This window comes from Campylobacter avium LMG 24591, assembly GCF_002238335.1.
Taxonomy (GTDB): domain Bacteria; phylum Campylobacterota; class Campylobacteria; order Campylobacterales; family Campylobacteraceae; genus Campylobacter_D; species Campylobacter_D avium.
The window spans coordinates 651,184-675,606 of record NZ_CP022347.1 but is presented as its reverse complement, the minus strand read 5'-3'; the positions used below and the strand labels follow the sequence as shown (position 1 = coordinate 675,606).

Annotated in this window: 23 protein-coding genes; 7 read left to right on the top strand and 16 right to left on the bottom strand. The window is 35.0% G+C overall.

The genetic code is table 11. The annotated features are described in order from the left end of the window. The 3 genes from CAV_RS03490 to CAV_RS03480 are packed head-to-tail and all read right to left on the bottom strand — an operon-like array spanning window position 1 to window position 3,907. Window positions 1–1,128 (bottom strand): citrate/2-methylcitrate synthase, encoded by a 1,128-nt coding sequence (locus CAV_RS03490; protein ID WP_094325126.1) that lies wholly within the window; start codon window positions 1,126–1,128, stop codon window positions 1–3. Next, window positions 1,125–2,000: a methylisocitrate lyase gene (gene prpB, locus CAV_RS03485; protein WP_094325125.1), complete on the bottom strand. Its 876-nt coding sequence runs from the start codon at window positions 1,998–2,000 to the stop codon at window positions 1,125–1,127. The genes CAV_RS03490 and prpB overlap by 4 nt, the downstream gene beginning before the upstream one ends. Then, window positions 1,997–3,907, bottom strand: coding sequence for a propionyl-CoA synthetase (locus tag CAV_RS03480; protein ID WP_094325124.1), 1,911 nt, complete (start codon window positions 3,905–3,907; stop codon window positions 1,997–1,999). Before CAV_RS03480 ends, prpB begins: the two co-directional genes overlap by 4 nt. Before the next feature lie 234 nt (window positions 3,908–4,141). Between CAV_RS03480 and CAV_RS03475 the strand changes: the two genes are divergently transcribed. Then, window positions 4,142–5,059, top strand: coding sequence for a hypothetical protein (locus tag CAV_RS03475; protein WP_094752813.1), 918 nt, complete (start codon window positions 4,142–4,144; stop codon window positions 5,057–5,059). A gap of 3 nt (window positions 5,060–5,062) precedes the next feature. Here CAV_RS03475 and CAV_RS03470 read toward each other — a convergent pair whose 3' ends face one another. From CAV_RS03470 to CAV_RS03450, 5 genes are read right to left on the bottom strand one after another with little or no spacing between them, the layout of a single operon-like run. Beyond that, window positions 5,063–5,857, bottom strand: a complete 795-nt coding sequence (locus tag CAV_RS03470; RefSeq protein ID WP_094325123.1) for a putative hydro-lyase — start codon at window positions 5,855–5,857, stop codon at window positions 5,063–5,065. After that, the gene (locus tag CAV_RS03465; protein WP_094325122.1) at window positions 5,841–6,806 is read right to left on the bottom strand and encodes a 5-oxoprolinase subunit C family protein; all 966 of its coding nucleotides are present in this window, start codon (window positions 6,804–6,806) and stop codon (window positions 5,841–5,843) included. Before CAV_RS03465 ends, CAV_RS03470 begins: the two co-directional genes overlap by 17 nt. Then, window positions 6,787–7,527: a 5-oxoprolinase subunit PxpB gene (pxpB, locus tag CAV_RS03460; RefSeq protein ID WP_094325121.1), complete on the bottom strand. Its 741-nt coding sequence runs from the start codon at window positions 7,525–7,527 to the stop codon at window positions 6,787–6,789. Before pxpB ends, CAV_RS03465 begins: the two co-directional genes overlap by 20 nt. Next, window positions 7,528–8,697 (bottom strand): NRAMP family divalent metal transporter, encoded by a 1,170-nt coding sequence (locus CAV_RS03455; RefSeq protein WP_094325120.1) that lies wholly within the window; start codon window positions 8,695–8,697, stop codon window positions 7,528–7,530. Continuing rightward, window positions 8,697–9,464: a LamB/YcsF family protein gene (locus CAV_RS03450; protein ID WP_094325119.1), complete on the bottom strand. Its 768-nt coding sequence runs from the start codon at window positions 9,462–9,464 to the stop codon at window positions 8,697–8,699. Before CAV_RS03450 ends, CAV_RS03455 begins: the two co-directional genes overlap by 1 nt. An 88-nt stretch (window positions 9,465–9,552) precedes the next feature. Between CAV_RS03450 and CAV_RS03445 the strand changes: the two genes are divergently transcribed. The 3 genes from CAV_RS03445 to CAV_RS03435 all read left to right on the top strand — a co-directional run bounded on the left by CAV_RS03445 (window position 9,553) and on the right by CAV_RS03435 (window position 14,360). Further along, window positions 9,553–10,482 (top strand): SLAC1 anion channel family protein, encoded by a 930-nt coding sequence (locus tag CAV_RS03445; RefSeq protein WP_094325118.1) that lies wholly within the window; start codon window positions 9,553–9,555, stop codon window positions 10,480–10,482. Between the two features lie 9 nt (window positions 10,483–10,491). After that, window positions 10,492–12,855, top strand: a complete 2,364-nt coding sequence (locus CAV_RS03440; RefSeq protein ID WP_094325117.1) for a phosphoethanolamine transferase family protein — start codon at window positions 10,492–10,494, stop codon at window positions 12,853–12,855. A 125-nt stretch (window positions 12,856–12,980) separates the two neighbouring features. After that, a complete protein-coding gene (locus tag CAV_RS03435; RefSeq protein WP_094325116.1) occupies window positions 12,981–14,360 on the top strand; it encodes a cation:dicarboxylate symporter family transporter in 1,380 nt (459 codons plus the stop codon). Between the two features lie 106 nt (window positions 14,361–14,466). On the opposite strand, the gene CAV_RS03430 is transcribed toward CAV_RS03435, so the two are convergent. The 4 genes from CAV_RS03430 to nadD are packed head-to-tail and all read right to left on the bottom strand — an operon-like array spanning window position 14,467 to window position 16,340. Then, the gene (locus tag CAV_RS03430) at window positions 14,467–15,195 is read right to left on the bottom strand and encodes a glycosyl transferase family 90 (RefSeq protein ID WP_157676315.1); all 729 of its coding nucleotides are present in this window, start codon (window positions 15,193–15,195) and stop codon (window positions 14,467–14,469) included. Continuing rightward, window positions 15,192–15,470, bottom strand: coding sequence for a hypothetical protein (locus CAV_RS03425; protein ID WP_094325114.1), 279 nt, complete (start codon window positions 15,468–15,470; stop codon window positions 15,192–15,194). Before CAV_RS03425 ends, CAV_RS03430 begins: the two co-directional genes overlap by 4 nt. Window positions 15,471–15,484: 14 nt before the next feature. Beyond that, a complete protein-coding gene (rsfS, locus tag CAV_RS08980) occupies window positions 15,485–15,802 on the bottom strand; it encodes a ribosome silencing factor (RefSeq protein ID WP_169711635.1) in 318 nt (105 codons plus the stop codon). Then, window positions 15,789–16,340 (bottom strand): nicotinate (nicotinamide) nucleotide adenylyltransferase, encoded by a 552-nt coding sequence (gene nadD, locus CAV_RS08975; RefSeq protein ID WP_169711634.1) that lies wholly within the window; start codon window positions 16,338–16,340, stop codon window positions 15,789–15,791. The genes rsfS and nadD overlap by 14 nt, the downstream gene beginning before the upstream one ends. Window positions 16,341–16,400: 60 nt before the next feature. Here nadD and gap point away from each other — a divergent pair, with 60 nt between their 5' ends. From gap to CAV_RS03405, 3 genes are read left to right on the top strand one after another with little or no spacing between them, the layout of a single operon-like run. Next, window positions 16,401–17,399 carry a type I glyceraldehyde-3-phosphate dehydrogenase gene (gene gap, locus CAV_RS03415; protein WP_094325113.1) on the top strand — a complete coding sequence of 333 codons (999 nt, stop codon included), beginning with the start codon at window positions 16,401–16,403 and terminating at the stop codon, window positions 17,397–17,399. Between the two features lie 9 nt (window positions 17,400–17,408). Further along, a complete protein-coding gene (locus CAV_RS03410; RefSeq protein WP_094325112.1) occupies window positions 17,409–18,617 on the top strand; it encodes a phosphoglycerate kinase in 1,209 nt (402 codons plus the stop codon). Then, window positions 18,614–19,300, top strand: a complete 687-nt coding sequence (locus tag CAV_RS03405; protein ID WP_094325111.1) for a triose-phosphate isomerase — start codon at window positions 18,614–18,616, stop codon at window positions 19,298–19,300. The genes CAV_RS03410 and CAV_RS03405 overlap by 4 nt, the downstream gene beginning before the upstream one ends. Window positions 19,301–19,607: 307 nt before the next feature. On the opposite strand, the gene CAV_RS03395 is transcribed toward CAV_RS03405, so the two are convergent. From CAV_RS03395 to lon, 4 genes are all read right to left on the bottom strand, one after another. Beyond that, a complete protein-coding gene (locus CAV_RS03395; RefSeq protein WP_094325109.1) occupies window positions 19,608–20,435 on the bottom strand; it encodes an outer membrane beta-barrel protein in 828 nt (275 codons plus the stop codon). A 129-nt stretch (window positions 20,436–20,564) separates the two neighbouring features. Then, a complete protein-coding gene (gene thiE / locus CAV_RS03390) occupies window positions 20,565–21,203 on the bottom strand; it encodes a thiamine phosphate synthase (protein ID WP_094325108.1) in 639 nt (212 codons plus the stop codon). Between the two features lie 2 nt (window positions 21,204–21,205). Then, on the bottom strand, window positions 21,206–22,015 hold the full coding sequence (gene thiD, locus CAV_RS03385; protein ID WP_094325107.1) for a bifunctional hydroxymethylpyrimidine kinase/phosphomethylpyrimidine kinase: 810 nt from the start codon (window positions 22,013–22,015) through the stop codon (window positions 21,206–21,208). A 31-nt stretch (window positions 22,016–22,046) separates the two neighbouring features. Next, window positions 22,047–24,422, bottom strand: a complete 2,376-nt coding sequence (gene lon / locus CAV_RS03380) for an endopeptidase La (protein WP_094325106.1) — start codon at window positions 24,420–24,422, stop codon at window positions 22,047–22,049. Window position 24,423 lies beyond the last annotated feature (1 nt).

Here is a 24,423-nt window from a genome sequence, read left to right as displayed (position 1 = left end):
TTATCTCTCCTGTATCTGTGTAAATTTTCTTGGTTCTGGTCCTATGTATTCACTACTTGGACGGATTATTTTATTATTTGCTCTTTGCTCTTTTATGTGCGCACACCAACCACTTACCCTACTCATTATAAAAATAGGAGTAAAATATTCAGTTGGAATACCCATAAAATGATAAGCTGAAGCGCTGTAAAAATCAGCATTTGGAGGTAAATTTGGCTTCTTTTCTTTCATAAGCATTTCTATAGCCTCGCTAACCTTATAAAGCATACTATCTCCTCCTAGTTTTTTGCTCCACTCTTTTATAAGAGCATTTCTAGGATCGCCTCCAAGCCCATAAACCCTGTGTCCAAAGCCCATTAAAAGCTCCTTTTTTTCAAGTTTTTCATTTACTCCTTTTATAGCCTCCTCTACGCTAGAAAAGCTTTGTATCAAGTGCATTGCCGCTTCGTTTGCTCCGCCGTGCAATGGTCCTCTTAAAGCACCAATAGCTGCTGCTACGGCACTAAAAATATCACTTCTTGTAGAGGCACAAACTCTAGCGGTAAAGGTTGAGGCATTAAACTCGTGCTCTGCATAAAGTATCAAAGAGCAATGCATAGCATTTATAAAATCCTCTCTAGGCTCTTTTAAGTCTAGTTTTTCTAGGAAATATCCAGCTATAGTTTTTTGCTCACTTTTAAAATCAATTTCCTTGCCAAAATTTGCATAATGATGCCAGTAGCAAAGCACAGAGGGTAAAATTCCAAGAAGTCTTATAATCTTTTCATCTTGATCGCTAAAGTCCTCTTTTTCACCCTCCAAAGCTCCTAAAGCAGCAACTGCACTTTGCATTAAATTCATAGGATGCACATCCTTTGGTATGGCTCTTAAGATGGCTTTTAAATTCTCATTTAGCTCTCTATTTGCTGAAATTTTTTCTTTATAGTCCTCAAGCTCAGCCTTGTTTGGTAGCTTTGCAAACTGAAGCAAATACGCAACCTCCTCAAAAGTAGCTTCATTAGCAAGATCTTCTATGCTGTATCCGTAGTAATTTAGACCATTTCCAAGCCCACAAGTGCAAATTGCCGAGCTACCAGCTACAACTCCAGCAAGTCCCCCTACCTTTTTTTTAGCCTCGCTTACACTCATTTTTTATCCTTTTTAAATAAATTATCAAGTTTTTGCTCATAAGAATAATAATCAAGCATAGAGTATAACTCCTCTCTTGTTTCCATTAAATCTAAAACCTCTTTTTGATGTCCATTTTTAAGTATGCTTTCATAGACTTTGTAAGCTGCTTTGTTTATGGCTCTATTTGCTGAAAGTGGGTAAAGAACCATTGAAATTCCAACCTCTGCTAGTTCTTTTTGAGTGAAATAAGGAGTTTTTCCAAATTCTGTTATATTTGCTAAAACTGGCACCTTTATAAGATCGGTAAATTGCTTATACTCATCAAGGCTATGTATAGCCTCAGCAAAAATCATTTCAGCCCCAGCCTCAACATAGGCTAAAGCTCTTTCTATGGCTTTTTCTTGTCCTTCTATGGCGTGTGCATCTGTCCTTGCCATCACTACAAAATCAGGATCTATCTTTGCATCCACAGCAGCCTTTATCCTATCGCACATCTCATCCTTGCTTACAAGCTCTTTATTTGGACGATGCCCACATCTTTTTTGACTTACCTGATCCTCTATATGAGTTGCAGCTGCTCCTGCGCGAATTAGCTCTTTTATAGTCCTTGCTATGTTAAAAGCTCCTCCAAAGCCAGTATCTGCGTCAACTAGCAAGGGAGTATCTACTCTAGCACAAATTCTACGCACATCTATGCAAACCTCTTCAAGAGCTATAATGCCAAGATCGGGTAAGCCATAACTTGCACTTGCCACACCAGAGCCAGAAAGATAAAGAGCCTTATGTCCTATCTTTGTGGCTTGTAAAGCCTGATAAGCATTTATAGCGCCTACTATGGCAAGGGGTTTGCTTGTCTTTACAAGTTCTTTAAATTTTTTTCCAGCACTCATTCTTCTTTTCCTTTCTTTTCTTTTGGATAACCAAGCTTGTTTATAGCTATTTGACACTGTTTTAAAACATTTTCATCTTCTATGGTAGGTGGAATTTTAAGCTCTAGCCCGTCAGCTATTTCTCTTAAATTTTTTCTTAGAATTTTACCTGACCTAGTCTTTGGCAAGGCATCAACAACGGTTGCTATCTTAAAAGAAGCCACAGCTCCTATCTCGTGCCTTACTAAAGAAACTACGCCCTCAACTATACCTGCGTGATCCCTTTCTATACCGCTTTTAAGCACGATAAAACCCATAGGAATTTCGCCCTTTAACTCATCATTTACACCAATTACAGCACATTCGGCAACATCTGGATGTTTTGCTACTATTTCTTCCATTTCTCCGGTTGAAAGCCTATGTCCTGCAACATTTATAATGCCGTCCATTCTGCCTAAAACATAAACATAACCGTCCTTATCTATGTAGCCAGTATCTCCTGTGAGATAATAGCCCGGATATTGTTCTAAGTAGCCCTTTCTATATCTTTCATCATTTTCCCAAATTCCCATTAAACAAGCTGGAGGTAAAGGAAGCTTTAAAACCAAAGCACCTTTTTTTCCAGCAGCTAGTTCTTTGCCATTTTCATCTAATACCTTTAGATTGAAGCCTGGCATTGCTTTTGTAGGGCTTCCGGGTTTTACAGGGTGAGGCTCAAGTCCCATAGGATTTGCAGCTATAGCCCAGCTAGTCTCTGTTTGCCACCAATTATCTATAACATCTTTTTTTGTAACCTTTTGTATCCATTTAAGAGTATCACTATCACATCTTTCGCCGGCTACAAAGATGGTTCTTAGGCTGTCAAGATTGTATTTTTTTACCCACTCAGCCTTTGGATCTTCTTTTTTTATGGCACGAAAGGCAGTTGGAGCTGAAAAAAGCACATTTACCTTATACTCATCCACTATACGCCAAAAGGCTGATGGATTAGGAGTTCTAACCGGCTTTCCCTCATAAACTATGGTGGTGCAGCCATTCATCAAAGGTGCATAAACTATATAAGAGTGCCCTACAACCCAGCCAACATCAGAGGCTGTGAAAAAAACATCGCCTGCCTTAGCATTGTAGATATTATCCATAGACCATTTCATAGCCACAGAATGCCCTCCATTTGACCTTATAACACCCTTTGGAAGTCCTGTAGTTCCTGATGTGTATAAGATATACAAAGGATCTGTTGCTAAAACAGGCACTGGATCAACTCCTCTGGTTTTTTCCTCCTCACTTTCCCAATCCACATCACGCCAAGGAAGCATATTTGCCCTGTACTGTGGTCTTTGCCAGATAATACAAGTAGTAGGCTTGTGAGAGCTTTTCTTAATAGCCTCATCAAGTATAGGCTTATACTCTATGATATTGCTAACCTCTATACCACAGCTTGCACTCATCACAACTCTAGGTTTAGCGTCCTCTATCCTAGTGGCTAATTCGTGTGCTGCAAAACCTCCAAAAACAACACTATGAATAGCTCCTAATCTAGCACAAGCAAGCATTGCTATAACAGCTTCAGGTATCATAGGCATATAAATGATAACCCTATCGCCCTTTACAACGCCTTTGTTTGCTAAAATTCCAGCCACCTTAGCAACCCTGTCTCTTAGCTGTTTATAAGTGTATTTTTTCTTAGTATCAGTAACCGGAGAATCATAGATTAAGGCTACTTGATCGCCTCTTCCATTATGCACATGCAAGTCAAGAGCGTTATAGCAAGTATTCATATAACCGCCTACAAACCACTTATAGTGCCCATCGCTATCATCAAGCACCTTATCCCATTCATTATACCAATGAACTTTTTTAGCAGCCTCTGCCCAGAATTTTTCCGGATTTTCTAAGGACTCTTTATATGCTTTTTCATAAGCTGACATAGCCTTTCCTTTCTTTGCGAAATTTCAAGTATTATAAGTGTTTTTTTAAAAAAATAAAAGGTAAAAAAACTTTACATTATGTTGCAAATTCACACTAAAAAAATTTTTTTGCATATTTTTTATACATTTTTTAAGAGATTGTATAAAAATATTGTAGAATTTACAGGCATTTAAAATTTAACTTATAAGCTTTTGTGTAAAGAATAGTAACATTTTTTAAAAGGATGAAAAGTTATGCTAAATACTAGAGAAAAAATGCAAGAAATCTTTAAAAAATCAGCACTAAGTCTAAGCAAATTTGCAAAAATCTTAGGCAAAGATAGAAGAACTATACTTTCTTGGTTAGAAAATAAAGATAAAAAAGAGCTTGATAAAGATAGCAAGGAAAAAATATGCGAATTCTTTCGCTATCCACTTAAAATTTGGGATAGCGATGATGTGGAATTTCATAGCATTTTAAATGGTCTTTTTAAAGAGGAGATTAAAATCATAGACGAAGGTTATGTAGGGGGACTAAAATATATATATGAAAATGAAAATGAGGGCTCTTTAATCTTACATCCTTCTTTTCCAAATCCAGCCTACAGAGACTTTATAGTGCCCTCAGTGTATCAAAACATAGATAGCGAAGAAGCTAGATACTACCGTAAAAAAAGAGGGGAGAAAATGCGTGCTTACTCCTTTGCGGCAAGTGAGTGGTACTCTATAAAATCCTTGCTTGAATTTTGCTTTTCGCCCATAGGAAATTTTTACACGAAAGAACAAAAACTCGCTATTTTAGAGCTTATGCTACACACTTTTAAGGATAATTTAAACAAGTCCCTATACTTTTTTGACTCTTATTCTTTAAAAATTTATGGACTTGATATCTTTTATCTGTCTATAAACATAAAGGAAAATTTTATGTTTTTTAAGGCTCCACTTGAAATGTTGCTTGTAGAAATTCGTAACAGTGCCTTGATATACAAACTTCATCATCATTATACAAATGCTAAAAAATGCCCAGCTCATATAGAGCCAAAGGAGGCTTGCTCCGTGCTTGAGCTTTTAATAAGCTGCTTGGATAATAATTTGGACCTGCTTAAAAGCTATGAATTTATAGAAAGCAAGAGCAAATATGCAGAGTTTTTCAAAAAAAGCATTAGTTTATAGCTTTTACAAAGAAATTTTATCCTTTAAATCCTCATTTAAAATATCTGTGATAAACATAAAGCCCGGTGCGTGAGTTATGACAAAGGGAAGCTTTGTTTTCATTATGACATTTTGAGGTGTAACTCCACAAGCCCAAAAAACAGGTACTTCGCCTTCTTTTATCAAAGGTTTATCGCCAAAATCAGGCTCATTTATATTAGAAATTCCAAGCTCTTTTTCATCTCCTATATGCACGGGCTCTCCGTGAACTAAGGGAAATCTTTTAGTTATATCATAAGCTTTTTTTGCCTCATTTAAGCTAAATGGTCTCATAGAAAGCACCATTTCTCCCTCAAAAATTCCCACTTTTTTAAGCTTTATATTGCTCTTATACATAGGCACATTTCTTTTTAAGCTTATATGCCTTATCTCAAGTCCTTCTTTCATAAGAGCTTCCTCAAAAGAAAAAGAACAGCCCAGCAAAAAGCCTACAAAATCATCCTTATAATATTTGCTTACATCGTATTCTTCAGCTACTTTTACTCCATTTTCGTATATGAAATACTTTGGTAAATCGCTGTAAATGTCTGCACCCTTAGCTATTTTTTTACTTATTTTACCCTCAAGCACCTCTAAAATAGGGCAAGGTTTGCTATTTTCTTTACAAAACTTCTCAAAATCTTTCGCATAAACTCTTGGTAAAATCACTAAATTTGCTTGTGCAAAACCAAGAGCCATACCTGAGGTTTGTTCCTTTATCTCGCCCTTTCTTATAAGCTCTCTTAGTTCTTTAGGGCTTGTTTTAGAATAATCTTTCAAAATTTAAATTCATCCTTTCATCTAATTTTTTAAGCTCTTTTATTCTTTCTTTATACAAGCTTAAGGCTTCATTTATATCTACTTCTATAAATTCTATAAAAGAGCCAAGTTTTGCTTGGGCTAGTAAGGATAAGTCATTTTCTATCACCGTTGCTATCTTTGTATATCCTCCTGTGCTTTGCCTACCCGCCATTAGTATGATAGGAAGTCCATTTTGAGGCACTTGTATATTGCCAAATACTGCTGGATCTGATATTATATCAGCCTTATCTTTATGCTCTATCTTTTCATCTGCTTCTGTGTGTATAGCCATTCTATCGCTTTTAGAGCTTATTTTATATCTTGTATTAAAAAAGGTATTTAAGCCTTTTTCAGTGAAAGATTCTTTATCTGTGCCTATTAAAACCCTTATTTCTAGTGTTTGAGCTAAATTTTCATAAGGATTTTCACACTCTCTTTTTTCTAGATTAAAGGGCTTAAAGCTATTTTTACACTCTAAAATATCTCCTTTTTGCATAGCTCTTCCATCAAAAAGTCCAACGCCCATTTTAAAATCAGAACTCTTACTTGCTAAAAATTCCTTACACTCAAAGCCACCAGCCACGCATAAATACCCTCTAAAGCCAAATTTGGCTAATCCTAGCTCTAAAATATCTCCTTTTTTAGCCTTATATACCTTGCATGTTTTTATGTCTTTTGAGTTTAATTTAGCACAAAAATCAGCCCCACTTAAGCAAAAATAATGCTCATCTAAAAACTCGTAAGTCCCGCCATTTAAGCAAAGCTCAAGCCCAGCCTCTGCGTAAAAATTTCCAAGCAAGATATTTGCTATCATTAAAGAATGAGTATCACAAGCGCCGCTTCTTGCTATACCAAAATTTGCGTAATTTTTCCTACCAAGATCTTGTAAGCTTGAATTTATAGAAGGCTTAAGAACCCTTATACTCATAAAGCTCCCTTTTATAAGCCTTTTTATCTACGGCTTCTTTTATCTCATAGTATTCTTTTTTATCTATAGCCTTAAATTTCAAAAACATTCCAGCCTCAAGTAAAACAGGCTTACTTTCGTTTTGCTTATCAAAAAATGAAAGCGGGCTTCTAGCGATGATTTGCCAACCGCCCGGACTTTTTATAGGATAAATTCCGGTTTGTTTATCAGCTATGCCAACGCTACCGCTTTCTAAGCTTGTGCGAGGACTTTTAAGTCTAGGCGTAAAAAGCCTCTCATCAAGCCCTCCAAGATATGCAAAACCGGCCATAAAACCCAACATATAAATTCTATAAAAAGGCTTTGTGTGAAGTTTTATAAGCTCATCTTTACTAAGCCTTGTATGTGAGCAAACAAAGTCCAAATCAAGCCCAAATTCCTCATCATAACATAGAGGAACATTCATACACAAAGAGCTTTTTTGCTCTATGTTTAGTCTTTCTTTTTTTATATTTTCTAAAAAGTCTTTTAAAGAGGATAAAGAAAGTTTAAAAGGATCATAATAAACAAGCAAGGAAGCATAAGCACTAACAAGCTCTTGTATGCCTAAAATTTCAAATTTACACCTTGCCCTTTCTATCCTTTCTTTTAGGGCTAAAACCTGTGAATTTATAGCAGGGCTGATTTCTTGCTTAAATTTAAGCAAAATGCTATCTGTGCTGTTTATGTATATATCAAACATCTAAAAAAGCTTTAGCATAGTAAGCACCGCCATTACAGACATCAAAGCAACTATTAAAAGTCCAAAGGCACTCATTAGTTTTGGGTGCTTGTAATCACCAACTATACTTGTTTTGTGCGCTGCTATAATCATCACAAGCAAGGTTATAGGCAGTATAAAGCCATTAATAGTTCCTGCTAGTATAAGTAGCTGGGTAGGAGACTGTCCCAAGATACAAAAAACAGCTGTTGAAAAGGCTATAAAAAACATAACCACAAAGCGATTATACTTATCAAGTAAGCTATGAAAGGATCTTATAAAAGAAACAGAAGTATATGCAGCTCCTATGACAGAGGAAATAGCTGCTAAAAACAAGACCACTCCAAAGAATTTAAGCCCTAAGTCCCCTAAAGCCTCTTTAAAAACTGAACCTGCTGGATTTTCCTTATCTATTATAAAACCAGAGCTTACAACTCCTAAAACAGCTAAGAATAAAAGAACTCTCATAACAGCAGTTACGAGTATGCCACTTACAGCTGCCTTGTTTATGTGTTTTAAATTTTCTTGACCTACTAATTTTGCATCTATTAGCCTATGAGCTCCTGAAAAAACTATGTATCCGCCAACCGTGCCACCTACTAGGGTAACTATGGCTAAGGTGTCTATCTTTGAGGGTATGAAACTTTCTTTTAAGGCTAATAAATAAGGAGGATTTGACGAAAAAGCCACATAAGCTGTTATGATAATCATAACAAATCCTGCTAAGACTATAAATTTATCCATAAGCTCACCAGCTTTTTTAAAGATAAAGATCCCAAGTGCTATAACACAGCTAATAATAGCAGCGCTAATTAAATCTATACCAAAGATGAGTTTTAAGCCCAAGGCAGAGCCTGCTATATTTCCCATATTAAAAATAAAGCCACCAAGAGCTACTAAAATAGCTATAAAAGCACCAAGTCCGGGAAATACCATATTTGCAATGTCTTGCCCTCTTTTTTTAGCTACTCCTATAACCCTCCAGATATTAAGCTGTGCTCCTATATCTAAGATGATGGATACTAAGATAACAAAACCAAAAGAGGCAAGCAAGGTAGAAGTAAAACTTGCAGTTTGGGTTAAAAAGCCCGGTCCTATGGCTGAAGTAGCCATTAAAAAAGCTGCTCCTATTAAGGCTGTTTTGTTTTGCATTAGACAAGCTCCTCTAAGCTAGAAATTTTAATACCGGCATTTTTAAGCTCTAAGCTTATATTTTTAACAAAGTCCAAAGCCTTTGCATTATCTCCGTGAACACAGATACTATCAGCTTTTATGTCTATTTCCTTGCCATTTATAGTGCTAACTTTTCCATTTTTTACCATATTGATCACTCTTTTTATAGCCTCTTGTTCATCGTCTATTACAGAGCCTTTTATAGACCTTGAAACAAGAGTGCCGTCCTCATTGTAAGCCCTATCTGCAAAGACTTCATTTGCATATCTTAGTCCTTTTTTTCTTGCACTCTCACACATTAAAGAAGAGCTAAGTCCAAGCAAAATGATATTTTCATCAAATGAAGCTATCGCTTCGCATAAAGCAAGAGAAAGCATTTCATCTTTACAAGCCATATTATAAAAAGCTCCGTGTGCTTTTAAGTGAGAAATTTTTGTATTATGTGCCTTTGCAAAGGCTGATAAAGCACCTAATTGATAAAGCGTGTAGTTTTTTGCTTCATCAAAACTAATCTTCATCTCCCGGCGTCCAAATCCCAAAAGGTCTGGAAATGAAGGGTGAGCACCTATTTTGACATTATTTGTCTTAGCTAAAGATATTGTTTTATCCATAACCATAGGATCGCCAGCGTGAAAGCCGCAAGCTATATTAGCAGAGCTTATGTATTTTAAAATTTCCTCATCAAGCCCCATTTTATAAATAGAAAAAGCTTCACCTAAATCGCTATTTAAATCAACTTTTAACATTATTTAGCCTTTTAGTTTAGATTATAATAAATTTTTCATTAAAAAACACAGTATAAAATAAATTTTTATATATAACAAAAGGAAAATTATGAATTTAGCTCATTTTCACATTATGTTTTTTGCCGTTACTATGGGGCTTGGAGGCTTTGCTATGGCTTATAGGGAGCTTATAAAAATAGCATTTTTTTCTGATTTTTATTTCATACTTCTTAGATTTTTTGTAAGCTTTTTGTTTTGTCTTATAACTTTGCTTTATATTATTAAGATATTTAAACATTTTGATGAGGTCAAAAAAGAATTTTCTAATACCATAAAGATAAATTTCTTTTCCACCTTTCCTATATCTTTGCTGATTTTAGCAAATTTATGGCAAGATTTTGTGTTCTTGCACGATACTTTATTTTATATAGCCTTAGTCCTTCAAACTTATTTGAGCTTTTATATCATTTCTTTTTGGATAAATAAAAATTTAGAGATAGAGCATTCAAGCCCGGCTTGGTTTATACCAGTGGTTGGGAATTTGATTATAATTGTAGGAGCTAGAACGGTTGAGCCTTGGCTTTGGTTTTATTTTTCTTTGGCTATGTTTTTTTGGTTGGTTCTTTTTTGTATCATTTTTTACAGGATTTTATTTCACTCACAACTTCCAAATAAATTTATGCCAACGCTTTTTATAATGATAGCGCCGCCTTCGGTTGGCTTTTTAGACTATTTAAAACTAACTAATAGCTTTGATGTTTTTGCTATAATGCTTTTAAATTTAGCCTTGTTTTTTAGTATATTATTAGTATTTATGTATAAAAACTTTTTAAAGCTAAATTTTGCTTTATCTTGGTGGGCTTTTACCTTTCCAAGTGCAGCTATGTGCATAGCTTGTTTTAAAGCTTATGAATTAAGCGCTTCGTCATTTTTTATGAATTTTGCCTTGTTCATATTTCTTGCTTTAGTCCTTATGATAGTTTTTATATCCTATCACACTATAAAGAATATACTAAACAAAAGTATTTTTTCAGATTAAGGAGACTTTATGCCTGTCATTATAAACAGAGCTTTTATTTACATTCTTTTTACAAATCTTTTCTTGCTTGCTTTGGTGCATTTATCGCCATTAGTATATCCTGGTTTTTGGGAGTTTTTGGAAAAAATGTCTGTATTTTTGAGACGAAATTTTGCTGTTTTATTTGTCTTATTTTTTATACTTGCTTTTTTGCCAAAATTTTTAAATACCTTTTTACAAAGGCTGCTTGTAGGCATTTGTTTTGTGCTTGCTATTGTAAATACTTTTTTGTTTTTACAATTTGATTCTTTTTTAAATGCTGCCTTTGTTGAGGTTTTGTTTTTAACAAGAGTAGCAGAGATTAATGAATTTTTCAGCTCTTACCTAACAATGAAGACGGGGGGGGGGATTGCTCTTTTTATAATCATTTCTGTTTTAATCTTTAAACTTCCTTTTAAAAAAATAAATATCCCAAACAAATACCACCTTTTAGACATCTTTAAAATTTTGCTTTTCTTGCTCTGTCTTTTTCAAGTGATAAAAAAACACGAAGCATACTTAAGCGATGATATAATACTTTTGCAAAACTACGAGGTTTTAAGCTCTGTTTTTGGAAAAAATAATAAATATATAAATGAGTTAGAAAGCCTTAAAAAGCTTCTAGATGACTTTGATGAAAACAATTACTCCGTCACAAATAAACTTAAAATTCCAAAGGTAGTTTTAATACTAGGCGAATCTACGCAAAGAAATTATATGAGTTTGTATAATTATCCTTTAAAAACTACTCCAAATTTAGACAAAATAAAAGAAGAAGGCAATCTTTTTGTATTTAAGGATGTGATCTCATCTCATAGCAATACAAATCCAGCACTTAGTAGAGCCTTAACATTTATAAATTATGAAAATGCCTCAAAACCTTGGTTTAAGCATATGAATATAGTTGATTTGATGAAAAAGGCAGGATACTACACCTACTGGCTTTCTAACCAAGAAGCTATTTCTGTGTATGGCAATGCACCCGAAAGCATAGCAAGAAGAGCTCATAAAAATTTATACATAGGCAAAGCTTTTTCTACTAAATCAGTCGCAAAAGATGAGGGGCTTATAAAAGAACTTCCTAATATCAAGGAGGACAAAGACTTTGAATTTTATGTCTTTCATCTTATGGGAACTCACGTATCTTATGAGCAAAGATATCCTAAAAACTTTGATAAATTTAGCGAAAAGGATTTACAAGATAACAAACTTGACAAACTAAATGAAAGTGAGAAACTAAGCAAAAAACAAGCTAGGATAAAGTCTCATTATCTTAATGCAGTGTATTATAACGACTTTGTTGTGAGTGAGATTTTTAAGCATTTTAAAGACGAGGAAGCAATCATCTTTTATTTTAGTGATCATGGCGATGAGGTGTATGATTTTAGAGACCTTTACGGGCACACTCACGTCTCACCATCAAGATATATGGCTGAAATTCCTTTTATGATTTTTCTAAGTGATTCTTTTAAAAGCTCTTATCCTGCAGTACTTCAAAGGATACAAAAAGCGCAAGAAAAAGCTTTTATGAATGATAATTTCTTGCATTCTTTTTTAGATATTTTAGGAATTTATAGCAAGGATTATGATGAAACTTACTCTATCTTTTCGCAAAATTACGATGAAAAACGAAAGAGACTTTATGTGGAAAGTAGGGATTATGACTTAGAATTAAAACAAGCTTATCCATTTAAAGCACCTGCTAAAATTTGGTTACACAGAACTAATGAAATTAAGAAATTTGAGGATTTTAGCAAGATTTATCAAAATTATGAAATAGATGTGTATTTTTTAGATAATTATTTTGATGTGGGACACGATGGCAAGGATACATCTATAAATTTGGACTTAAAAACTATGCTAAACTTAGTCTCAAAAAGAAAGGAAGAAAGTGGTTTTGAAGCTAAAATTTGGCTTGATTTTAAAAATTTAGATGAAAACAATAAAGAAAAAGCCTTAAAAACACTTTTGCAAATTTCAAAAGAAAGTGATTTTGATATAAAAAATTTCATTATAGAAAGTCGTAATTACAAGGCTTTGGCACTTTTTAAAGAAGCTGGATTTTACACAAGTTATTACTTAACTTTTAATGAGGAAAATTTTGATGAAAAGGCCAAAAAGCATATACAAGAAGTGATAGATAGCAAAGCTATAAATGCCATTTCATTTCCTCATAAGCTTTATGAAAAAGTAAAAAATGCAAATTTCACAGTAAAAGAAAGAGGCTTTGAAAAGGATTTAGATCTTTTGCTTTGGAATCATAATAAAAATTTTTACGCAAATTCACAAGAAGCTTATTTTTACGATGCTCAGGTAAAGGTTATCTTAGCTGGAGAGAAAGGAGAGTATAGGTAGTGACCTATACTCAATACTAGCGTATTTTAGCGGCAAATTTAGCTTACTTTAGTAAATAAGATAGTATTTATCTTATTTTAAGTTTTTTGCTGATAGCATAGGGGCAAAAAACTTGAAAGGTAAGTATGAATTTGGCATTTTTTCAAAATTTTATAATGATTTCTACACCGCAAACCGTGTTTGTTTTGCTCACACTTTTTGTGATATTTTATCTGCTTAAAAAAATGCGTGATTTTAAATACAACTTTTCGTTTAGGATGTTTATCGCGCTTATTGTGGGGCTTGGCTTTGGATTTGTATTGCAATTTTTTGCCGATTTTCCAGACAAAGAAAATGCGGTGCTGTGGTTTAAGGAAGCTAAGCATTATTTCTCCTTTTTTAGCTCTGTGTTTGTAGCCTTTATAAAAATGCTTGTAATCCCTCTTGTAAGCGTATGTATAATAAAGGTTATTATAGAAATCGATAAAAACATCAAACTTTCCTCCTTGCTTAGCATAAGCCTTTTTTGGATACTTTTTAGCACAGCAATAGCCGCTATTATAGGACTTGCATTGGCGTATATGTTTGATTTAGGCTCTAATTTTAATGACAATGCTGGAGCAAGAGAGCTAAGAGAAATTCAAAGCTTTTCAAGCATAATCTTAAATTTAATCCCAAGCAATCTCATAACAGCTTACAGTAAAGAAAACATAATAGCCATAGTGATTTTTTCATTCTTAATAGGACTTTGCGCAAAGCAAATTTCAAAACAAGCAGAGTATGAAAAAGCCTTTGTTAGCTTTGAAAATTTCATAAATATTTCCCACGGCATAATGATGAACATGACAAAAATAGTTATAAAATTTATGCCATACGCTGTTGTTTGCATGATGTCAAATGTAATACTTAGCAATGGCTTTGAAGCCATAAAAACGGCCGGCCTTTTCATAGTGCTTACTTATGTAGCCATGTTTATAATGTTTGGAGTGCATTTTTTACTACTACTTTCTCAAGGGCTTAACCCTATAAAATACGCTAAAAAAGCCTTTAGCGTGTGGCTTTTTGCCTTTAGTTCTAGATCGTCTCTTGGAACGCTACCGATGACGGTTTCTGTCTTAGAAAAAAAGCTAGGAGTTAGTCCTGTGGTAGCAAATTTCGTAGCTTCCATAGGCAGCACCACAGGACTGAACGGCTGTGCTGGATATTTTCCTGCTATGGCTGCTGTATTTGTTTGCTTTGCTTTGGGCGTGGAATTTGATATTTCTTTTGCTCTTATGATAGTGCTTGTAGCCGTGCTTGGCTCTTTGGGCATAGCAGGAGTTCCGGGAAGTGCGACAATGGCTGCTTCTATCATGCTGGCTGGACTTGGCTTTGGGGATAATTTTATGATGTTAAGCCTTATACTAGCCATAGATCCTATCATAGATATGGCAAGAACAGCTAGTAATGTATCAGGTGCTATGACTTCGGCACTTTGCACTGCTAAAAATTTAAAAACACTTGATAAAAAAGTGTATGATAGCTGAAATTTACTAGCTCAAAAGGCTGGTAAATTCTAACTCAAGCTAATTATGACAAATGAGTGGCTAAAACTAGTCCTGCTAAGGGTGCAAACCTTATTCTTAAGCAAAATTAAGCTTCAAATAAAATTCTCTCCTTATTACTCACATCAATTTGTCCACTTAGATAAAAGAATTTCCTTAAAACTAGCAAATTTAAAAGCGTTTCAAGCTTTTCATCTTTAAATTTCTCACAGTATAAATTTGCGTTCGCTATGATTTCTTTTGCTAACTCTGTATTTTCTAAGATGAAGCTCACTCTCTCCTCAAAGTCGATATGATCATCTTTGATAAGAAGATAATGAAAATTTTCTTTTAATTTTCCCTCCATAAACCAAGTTTCAAATTTTGGCTTTGGCATTATTGCTAGTGAATTTGAACTCATTAGCCATTTTAAGTTGCTAGCCACATCGTTTCCCTCAAGATTTAATATAAGCTTATAATTTAAATGTTCTTTTAAGGAAGCTTTTTTATTTGTAGCCCAGCTTTTAAGCTCCTTATCTTTTAAAGAATTTTTATGCCCTATATGTGCTGCGTTTAAAAAAGTCTTGCCAAAATGCTTTCTCATAAATTCACGTCTATGAATTTGATAGCACCCTCCCCTAAAAAATACCTTATCTAGCTTATCCTCATATCTTGGCACAGAGCTTAAGAAATCTTTGCTTAAAAATCTAAAATGCCTTCTTGCTTCAAGTTTTAATAAAATATTATTACTTTTTTCTATCTTTACAGGCCTGCTTTTTGCAAAGGAGGGCTCTTTTGCCTCGTAATTTACATCGCCAAATTCCAGATTGTATTTCAAGCTCTTATCAAAATAAAATATTTATAAAAATCGAACCAATACACCGAGCCGCCGTCTTTGTAGTAGGTGTTATTGTAAATTTTAGGAAGCTCTTTAAAATCACAGTAATAATCAAGCCTTTGTTTTATCTCATTTATTTTATCGTCATACTCTAAAAGTAATTTTGATAAAAGTTTTTCTAAGTTATTTTTTCTAAAAGTTCTATAATATAGTCCCTTTAAATTATAAACAAACTTGCTCTCAAAGCCCTGCTTTGCTAGGCAAAATTTAGACATTTACAAATCCTTTCTTATCTCTTTTTAAGCTCTTTTAAAAAGCTTTCTATGTCATAAATTTTTCTATAATCCTCGCTTAAAAGATGTATAAGTATGTCGCCTAAATCAAGTACGCTCCATTCATCGCTGCTTTCTATATTTAAAAAGCTCTCATTTTGCGCCTTTAGCCTCATTTTTAGCTCATCCACTAAAGAAGCGGCGTGTTTTTGTGCTAAGGTGGTAGCAATGACTACGAAAGACACAAAATACTCACTATCTCTCATATCCAAAATTTCTACATCCTCAGCCTTTTTATCCTCTAAAATTTTTACTATCTCTTCAACTCTTTTCATTCTTATCCTTGCAGTAGCATTTAAATACATCATCTTTTATATGTGTATCAACCGCCTTTATATATAAATTTTCCCTTATAAAACTTGATGAAATATCAGCACTTATATCTAAAATTTTAAAGCTCTTTGGTATCTTTATCTCTCCTCTTTTTGCAACCACAAATTCTACCTTTTTTCGTAAATCCTCATATCTATACCAAGAGCTTAGCTTTTCTAAATGGTCAGCTCCTATGATGAGATAAATTTTATCGCACTCATACTTTTTTTCAAAAAACTCCACCGTTTCTATGCTAGGCACAGGCCTTTTTTGCAAAAGCTCATAATCTGAAATTTCAAGCCTTTCTAAATTTCGCCAAATAAGACTAACCCACTCAAATCTCTTTTTCTCATCAGCCTTAAAAGAGCTTTTAAAAGGACTTATAAAAGTTGGTATGATGATGAGTTTATCTATATCAAGGCTTTGCAAGGCTTTTTTGACAATGGCATCGTGTCCAAAATGAGGTGGGTCAAAACTTCCTCCAAAAAGTGCTATCTTCATAATTTAATTTTAACCTTTTTTTTGTAGAATTTCAACATTTATTTTCAAAAAGGAAAGAAAATGGCTGTAAAGATAGCGATAAACGGCTTTGGTCGCATTGGAAGATGTGTAGCAAGGATAGTTTTACAAAGAGATGATGTAGAGCTTGTAGCTATAAATGACACTACCGATATAGAACTTACGAAATACCTTTTTAAGTATGATACCGTGCATGGCGAATTTAAGGGCGAGATAGATAGCGTAGATGATGATTTGCTCATAAATGGCAAGAGGATAAAGGTATTTAAAAGTAGAGATATAAAAGAGCTTGATTTTGCAGCCTTTGGTGCTGATATAGTTTTAGAATGCACAGGAGTGCATTTAAAGCTTGAAAAATGCAAGGACTTTTTAGATAAGGGTATTAAAAAAGTAATTATGTCAGCACCTGCAAAGGATGATACGCCTACTTATGTGATGGGTGTAAATTCTCATCTTTATAAAGGAGAAAAAATCATCTCAAATGCAAGCTGCACCACAAACTGCTTAGGTCCTGTGTGTAGGGTTTTAGAGGATAATTTTAAAATTCAAAAAGGACTTATGACTACCATACACGCTTATACAAATGGACAAAGCATAATAGACGCAAAAACAAAGGATAAAAGAAGAAGTAGAGCCGCAGCACAAAACATCATCCCAACCACAACCGGAGCTGCAAAGGCTATGAAACTTGTTATGCCAGAGCTTGACGGCAAGCTTCACGGCCAAAGTATGCGTGTGCCTGTCATAGATGTATCAAGCGTTGATTTAACCGCACAGCTTGGCAAAAAAGTAAGCAAGGATGAGCTAAATGAAGCCTTTAGAAAGGCAGCCGCTACGAATTTAAAGGGCTTTTTAGCCGTGGATGATGATGAGAGAGTTTCAAGCGATTTCATAGGCTCATCTTATGGTGCTATAGTGGCAAGTGATTTAACACAGGTAATTTGCGATGATTTTGTAAAGATTATAGCTTGGTATGATAATGAATGGGGCTACTCATCAAGGCTTGTGGATATGGCTGTTTATGTGGCTGATAAGAACTAAAGGAAAAATATGTTAGATGAAAAAAACGAGATAATCTCCATAAAAGACATAGACTTAGCCGGTAAAAAAGTCTTGATAAGGTGCGATTTTAATGTACCTCAGGATGAGTTTTTAAACATAACAGATGATAGAAGAATTCGCTCTGCAATCCCTACGATAAGATATTGTTTAGACAATGGCTGTGCTGTTATCTTAGCCTCTCATCTTGGACGCCCAAAAGAAATTAGCTCAAAATACTCACTAGAGCCCGTTGCAAAAAGACTTGCAAGACTACTTAAAAAAGAAGTTTTACTAGCTAAAGACATCGTGGGAGAGGACGCAAAAACAAAGGCTAAGAACTTACCCGCTAGTGAAATTTTAATGCTTGAAAATTTGCGTTTTGAAAAGGGCGAGACAAAAAACGATGAAAACCTAGCTAAGGAACTAGCCTCTATGGCTGAAATTTACATAAATGACGCCTTTGGGGTTTGTCATAGAGCACACGCTAGTGTAGAGGCTATAACTAATTTCTTTGATGATGATAAAAAGGCGGCTGGCTTTTTACTTTTAAAAGAGATAGAATTTGCTGAAAATTTGATAAAAAAACCTGCTAGACCTTTTGTGGCCATAGTTGGAGGCTCTAAGGTAAGCGGGAAGCTACAAGCTTTAACAAATCTCTTACCAAGGGTTGATAAATTAATCATAGGCGGAGGTATGGCCTTTACCTTCTTAAAGGCACTTGGCTATGATATAGGAAATTCGCTTTTAGAAGAAGACTTGATAGAAGAAGCAAATAAAATTCTAATCAAGGGCAAAAATTTAGGCGTGAAAATTTACCTGCCTGTTGATGTGGTAAGTGCGCAAACTTGCTCACAAGATGCGATGATACATTTTTCGCCTTGCCAAGAAATTCCAAATGGCTATATGGGGCTTGACATAGGTCCTGCTAGCGTGAGGCTTTTTAAGGAAGTGATTTCTGATGCTCATACTATCTGGTGGAATGGTCCTATGGGTGTTTTTGAGATAGATAAATTTAGCAAGGGTAGCATAAAGATGAGCCACTACATAGCCGAAAGCCACGCTACAACTGTTATAGGTGGGGGCGATACTGCTGATGTTGTTGCAAGGGCTGGGGACGCTGATGAGATGACCTTTATATCGACAGGTGGTGGTGCTTCTTTAGAGCTTATAGAGGGTAAGGAATTGCCCGGAGTTAAGCCGCTTAGGATAAAGCAGTGATATTTGCAGCAAATTTAAAATGCAATCACAGCAGAGCCTCCTTTGAACTTTACGCAAAAAGGCTGAATGAATTTTTAGGGCTAAATAAAAGAGAAGTCTTTGTCTTTCCTCCTAGCACGGCCTTGTTGCAAGGAGATTTTAAGTTTGAACTAGGAGTGCAAAATTTTTACCCTTGCATAAACGGAGCTTTCACAGGCGAGCTTGGCAAAGAGCATTTAGACGAATTTGGCGTAAAAGCTGTATTGATAGGACACTCTGAAAGAAGAGCCTTGGGCGATAATGATGAGCTTATAAGGGCTAAATTTGACTTTGCAAAAAAGCATAAATACAAGATAATCTTTTGCATAGGAGAGGATTTAAACACAAAAAAAGAAAATAAAACAAAAGAGTTTTTAGCAGCACAAATCAAAGACATAGATTTAGCCTATGAAAATTTAATCCTAGCTTATGAGCCCATATACTCCATAGGCACAGGACTTAGTGCAGGTAGTAAGGATATAGCTGAAGTGCTAAGCTTTTTGACTTCTAAAACTAAGGCTCCTTTACTTTACGGCGGCAGTGTGAATGATAAAAATATAAATGAAATTCTAAGCATAAAAGACTGCGACGGTGTTTTGGTTGGCTCCTTTGCTTTAAAAATTGAAAATTTCATAAATTTAATTAAAAGCTACAAAGTACAGTAAGACGCTTAAATTTACAGCCTAAACACTGTTTTAATTTTTCGCAAGACATTGTGGGAATTTTAAGACCCGCAAGTCTTACATAAGAAAGCTTTAAAAAATATATAATTTGCTTTTTGAGCAAATGCTTTTTGGTGTTTGTGTATTCGCACAAGCCAAGACAAACCGAGATTTGATATGTATTTGCTTTGTGAGCTTTAAAGAAAAACAAAAAACCTATACAAAAGCTTTCTTTTGCTTAGGCTTTCAAAATATTATTTTAAAACTAAGAATTTCCCTCCCAAAGCACTAGGACTTTGAGAGGCTTTAATTAAAAATTATACACATAGCTTAGGTAAGCAACTACCGGTCTTTTCATCTTTGTTGTAGTGTTGTTTATAACTGTTGTAGTTGTAATTGGCACTCCTCCTCCAATAGCACCAGCTATAGCATCTCCCGCAGCTTGCATTAAAGACGATGTGCCGTGTCCTTCAAAAATTTGTGATTCAAGCATGTAAAATCTAGCGCCTATTTCTATGCCATGGTTTTTAGCTATAGTTCCGCGAAGACCTACATTTAGTATGGTTTGGAAATTTGCATAAGATTCGCCCGGGCCTTGCTGAGGCTTATATCTTTTTCCATTTGCTATCCAAGTTTCGCCACCTATTGCCACGCCAGCATAAACACCAAAGCTATCAGAGCCTTTGTTCATGAAATTATAAAGCACATCAGCACCGATACCATACTCTAAGACATTGTTATAATAAGTGTTGTTAGTAGTAGTAAAGATAGAGCCGTTTGAAACGCCTTGCATAATGCTTAAGCCCCCGTTATAAGATACATTTTTCATAGAGCTGTATCCATAACCAAAATACACATATTTTCTATAACCAAAATTTTCGTTAAAAAAGGACTTGTCACCGAATTTTAACATCAAATTTGGCATGCTGTTGTTAGCTGTGATGTCGCCTACTCTATTTTGTGCTGGTATGGGTAGTACACCCACCACGCTTGTAGTAGTATCTATATCTTGCTTAAATTTAGCCTCGCCCCCACCAAGCTCAACAGCCAAATAAAGCCCATCATCCTCAGCCACAGCAGCAGTGCTTAGACAGGCCACACAGGCGAGCGAACCTAGAACCTTTTTTATATTTTTCATGAATTTTCCTTTTGTTTTTATTTTTGCAAATTTTTATTTTATCGTTTTTTTTTTTTTGTAAAAGCTTTTTTTTTGAATTTTTGATAAAAAAGTGCTTTTTTGTGTAAATTTTATACAATTTTAAGCAGTTTATCTGGACAAAACAGCTTCAAGTTTATTTTTTATATCCAAGCAGGTTTGATAAACATTTTCACTTTGCATAATGGCGGATGAAAAGGCTAGAGAATTGACAAACATTCCCTTGAAAGATAAGATATTTTCATCCTTTATGCCACCTATGGCCACTGTTTTTAGGGAGTATTTTTTTTCTTTTATGTGGCTTGTAAGCTCGTTAAGTCCCTTAAGTCCTATCACGGAGCTATCTTTTGTAAGGCTTTTATAAATCGCCCCACAGCCTACATAAGTAGCACCAAATTTACACGCCTCATCGATTTGTTCTTTTGTCTTAGTGCTTATGCCTATGATTTTCTCATTTCCTAAAAGCTTTCTAGCCTCTTTTAGTGGCAAATCATCTTGTCCTAAATGTACCCCGCAGGCATTAACAGCCAAGGCTATATCCACTCTATCATTTATAATCAAAGTAGTTTTTAGCTCATCGCAAAGTGCTTTTACTCTCATCGCTAATTTATAAAAATCCCTAGCACAAAGATTTTTTTCTCTAAGCTGAATTACACAAACTCCGCCTTTTACGGCCTCTTTTAGTATATTTAAAAATTTTTCCTCGCTAAGCTTATCTTTAGAAGCCACAAGATAAAAGCTTAAATTCAAGACTAGTCCTTAAGAAAATAAAAATGATTTGTCGGCCCGCAACCCTTGCCAAGCTCTAAAGAATGCAAGATAGCGCTATAAACATAATCTTTTGCCTTTTTAACCGCCTCGTACAAATCATAATCCTTGGCTAAATTTGAAGCTATGGCTGACGAAAGCGTGCAGCCGGTTCCGTGTGTGTTTTTAGTATCTATTTTTTGAGATTTTAAGATATAAATTTCCTTGCCATCATACAAGACATCATCGGCGTTATCATCTCTGTGGCCTCCTTTTACAAGCACGGCCTTAGCACCTAAGGATCTTAAGGTTTTAGCAGCCTTGATCATGTCATCTTGATTTTTTATCTCAAAGCCACATAAATACTGTGCTTCTGGTATGTTTGGAGTTAAGACATCAGCAAGGCTTAGCATGGTTTTTTTAAAATGCTCACAGTTTTGCGGTGGCATTAAGGCAAAACCATTTTTTGCAAACATAACAGGATCGATGACTATATTTTCGGCCTCAAAGTTCTTTAAATTTAAGGCTACGCAGTCCATGAGCTCCTTTGAAGCTATCATGCCTATCTTAACGGCCTTTGGCCTTATGTCCTCAAATACAGCTAAAATTTGCTCATCGACAACATTTTTAGGTATATCATAAGCTGAGATTACCCTTGCGGTATTTTCAGCAACCACGCTTAAAATCACACTCATGCCAAAAAGATTGTGAGCACTAAAGGTCTTTAAATCAGCCTGAACTCCAGCCCCGCCGCTGCAATCGCTTCCGGCTATTGTTAAAACGGGAATTTTTTTTACAGTTTGTGCCTTTTGCATAATCATCCTTACAAATTTATCTTTTTTAGCTCTAAACTAAGCTGTGTTTTAAAACCTCATCAAAGCTATCTACAGGGATGATTTTCATATTTTCTTTTACCTCTTCTGGTATGTCTTTTAAATCCCTTTCGTAATTTTTACTAGGAATGAGTGCAAATTTGATGTCGGCCTTGTAAGCAGCTATTAGCTTTTCTTTTAAACCGCCTATAGGCAAGACCTTACCCGTTAAATCAATCTCGCCCGTCATAGCCACATCCGCCCTAACCTTTCTTTGAGAAAACACTGAAGCCAGGGCTGTGCTTATGGTTATGCCCGCACTTGGCCCATCCTTTGGCGTGGCTCCGTCTGGAACATGGATGTGTATGTTGTATAAATCATAGATATTTTGAGCTTCTTTATAAAAAAGCTTTTTAGGTATTTTTATCTTGTTTTCATCTATTAAAACCTTTATCATGCTAAAGGCTATATGTGCTGATTCTTTCATCACATCGCCTAAAGAGCCTGTTAGGGTTAATTCGCCTTTTCCTCTTATCTTTACCGCCTCTATCTTTAGCACATCTCCGCCAACAGGCGTGTAGGCTAGACCATTTACCTGGCCCACCTTCGCATCTTTTTCGCTTTTTTCTATCTCATAGACCTTTTTATCAATGAACTTGCTTAAATTCTTGGCGTTTATGTTTAATTTCTTATCATCGCTTAACAAAATTTGCTTCACAGCCTTCCTGCATAAAGAAGCTATTTTGCGTCTTAAATTTCTTACTCCAGATTCTCTAGTATAATCACTTATCAAAAGCTCAATAGCTTCTTTGCTTATGTTAAGTTCGCTAGCTTTTAAGCCGTGCTTTTTAAGCTCATCAGGTATTAAATAATTCTTGGCTATGTGGAATTTCTCATTAGGCGTATAAGAGCTAAGCTCTATAAATTCCATTCTATCTCTTAAAGCTGATGGGATGTTGCTTATATCGTTTGCTGTGGCTATAAAAATTATCTTGCTTAAATCTATATTAAAATTTAGGTAATAATCCCTGAATTTAGTATTTTGCTCCGGGTCTAAAATTTCAAGCAAAACAGCTGAAGGGTCCCCTCTAAAGCTACGGTTTAATTTATCTATCTCGTCTAAAACAACCACAGGATTTGCTTGCTTCGCCTCTATAAGACCTTGTATAATGCGTCCCGGCATAGCACCTATGTAAGTTCTTCTGTGTCCTCTTAGCTCATTTACATCCTCTAAGCCTCCAAGGGCTATTCTTATAAGCTCTCTTTTTAAAGCTCTTGCGACAGAATTTGCCAAGGAAGTTTTACCAACTCCTGGAGGCCCATAAAGGCACAGTATGACCTTAGCGCCGTCTTTATCTGAGACTTTTCTTTTTTCTAAAAGCTCTCTTACGGCAAAATACTCCTCTATGCGTTCTTTTGGCTTTAAAAGGGCGTAATGGTCTTTATTCAGCTGCTTGCTAACCTCTTTAATGTCAAGCTTTTTTTTGGATACTTTTTCAAAAGGCACTTCAAGAGCTGTTTCTATGTATGTTTGTATCATGGAAGCTTCTGAATTGTCTTGATGAATTCTTTCAAATTTTTCTATTTGTTTTTTGATTTCTTTGTAGGCCTCTTCATACATAAATTTCTTTTTGGCCTCTAGTTTTGCGTAGTATTCTTTTGTATCATCCTCTTTTTGAGTGTCGCTGCCTAGTTCTTTTTGAATTTGCCTTAGCTGTTCTTTTAAGAAATATTCTTTATTTACCTGGTCTATGCGAGAGTGAACCCTGCTTTTTATCTCTTTTCTTAATTTATTTGTCTCGATTTCCTCGGCTATTAATTCTATGAGTTTTAAAATTTTGCTTTCTAAATTTGTTTCTATGAAAAATTCATAGGCAAGTTGTTTTCTAATTCTTATAGTGTTAAGGATTAAATCACAAATCCTTGAGGCGTCCAAGCCCTCCTCTATAGTTCTTAGCAAATCAGGAGAAAAATAATGACTTATGGTAGCTAAGGCCTTAACCTTTTCTTTTAGCACAGTTAGTAAGGCTTCGCCCTTTTTACCTAAATTTAAATCCTCTTTAATCAAGTCTATATTTGCTTGTAAAGGTTTGCTAGAAAGCCTTTCTATGATCTTGGCCTTCGCATAGCCTTGAAACAAAATCTTTATCCTACCATCTGGCAAAGGCACCTTTCTCATGATCATGCCTATAACGCCACAATCATAAATATCATCAAAGCTCCTAGCACCATCCACCTTTGAAGGTGCTATAAAAACCATACTTTCGTTTTTTATGGCAAGCTCCATTGCCTTGATATTTTGCATATCACTTAGAAAAATAGGCGTTATCATAAAGGGATATAAAAATAACTCATCCTCTACTATTATGGGAAGTTTGGTGGGGTAATTTTGCACATTATCAATTTCCATA